This window comes from Endozoicomonas sp. SESOKO3 (assembly GCF_024606255.1).
The window spans coordinates 1-1,655 of record NZ_JAHHPR010000292.1; the positions used below are offsets into that span (position 1 = coordinate 1).

1 protein-coding gene is annotated in these 1,655 nt (G+C 48.2%); it reads right to left on the reverse strand.

The window, feature by feature from the left end:
* The coding region (locus KDK18_RS05300; RefSeq protein WP_257253724.1) for a hypothetical protein at positions 1 to 1,655 on the reverse strand (1,655 nt) is incomplete at both ends.

Below are 1,655 nucleotides of genomic sequence, written 5' to 3' on the forward strand. Positions count from 1 at the left end.
GCCTGAAGGATATCTGAATAAAAGATGTTGTAAGAGTTGCCTGCGGATGTCCGCATCGATCTCATTACTCTTGAACATTTCCCGAAGCTCGTCCTTCAATTCACGGCTCAAACACTTGGACAGACACTGAACATGATTAATAAACTGCTGGTGCTGGTTTCTTAATAACGAGTAGAAATCAGGAACAATGGTGCAAAAATCATAAGCGATTGTAAAAAGGCAATCTCGAAAGGCGAATCTATCAGCTTCTGTTGCAATATCTCTGTTAAGGCGTTGTGCAAGCAAGTCAAAGTTCCACTGATCTCCTTCAAAAATAACTTTATCCTTCAGCCAACGATCCAAATTATACATAGCATTTAACACAATGATCAGTTTTTCATAAGCCTCCTGCATAGTACCACGTGAACTCATTTGGGAGCATTCGACGAAAATTTCTCCCGCTACAGCGTTAAAACTCAGCTTCATGCTATCAGCATTTTTATCCAGTTCGATTGCTTTTAATAACTTCACCAGAAACCACATACGTTTTAACTTGCTGGGCTCATCACTGCCGTCAGGACTATCAAATTCGTCAGCAAATGTCAGCCGCAGGGTTCGTTCTTTCCCTCCTTCTGCGTATTCAAGTAGCTCGATAAGACAGAAATGATTTCCAAGCTTCTGATTAACAATCAAGGCATTATCCATAATGACGACAGTCGCTGGACGATGTGTTTTTTCAAGAAATGCTCTGTCGGATGGCCTCAATATCGACACATTTTCGTCCAGGGTCGTGCAATCAAGATAGGTGATGGACCCTTCCCTGGATATCCTGCCCTGACCCGCAGCAAGACTGACCGGAGCCAGCGCATTTACAAAGCGCTGATGCAGAGCAAAAATCAGGTCATGGACACTCCGCAGCTGCTCAGCCTCAGTGGGGTTCAGTGCCTGAAGACAGGATTGTAGCTGATGGCAGGCGGCCACCCACTGACGAAACGTTACCTGTCCTTCTTTGCCATCATCCGAGGGAAGGGTAATAGCCTTTAGCCCGGATTGGATGGTCTGTTCCAGCGTCACAAACCGGTTCATCAATTGCGGCAACTCATCCAGCCGTGACTTGAGCTGTTGTGAATCGCTGTTAACCGCCAGCCGCAAGAATGCCCCGTAGCCATTGAGCTGTGCTTTAGCCCCATGAATCAACCTTTGTACGATCTCCTCAGTTTCTGCCAATATCTTTGATCGTTGTGGCGACATGCTCAGTTTTATGGGGTTTGCCAGACAATCCAGTCCACCGCCGGGGGCAAAAAATGCCAACAGCCGGGCATTTTGATCCGTGAGCCATTGAAAACCGCTGGCGACCTTGCGGAATGCGCCCTCTGGGGGGGATAAATCATCCCGTGATGGGATGACCTTTGTTGACGGTAGATCAGAAAATGCAGTGGACAGGCTTCTGTGACAAGCCAGTTTTCCGGTAAGGTCACCGGCAACAATAAAGGCTCCGGGCTCATCGTTAAAACGGGCGCAGGCCAGCGTCGCCTGTTGGCCAGCCTCCTGAGAGGCCAATGCCGAATAATGGCCACCGGCCCGCATCAAGGGTATTTGTTCCTGTTTCAGCAGGATTGCCACATGATCATTGAATCCTCCTGTGGCAGTGACAAAGCCTCCTGCCCGCTCCAAAA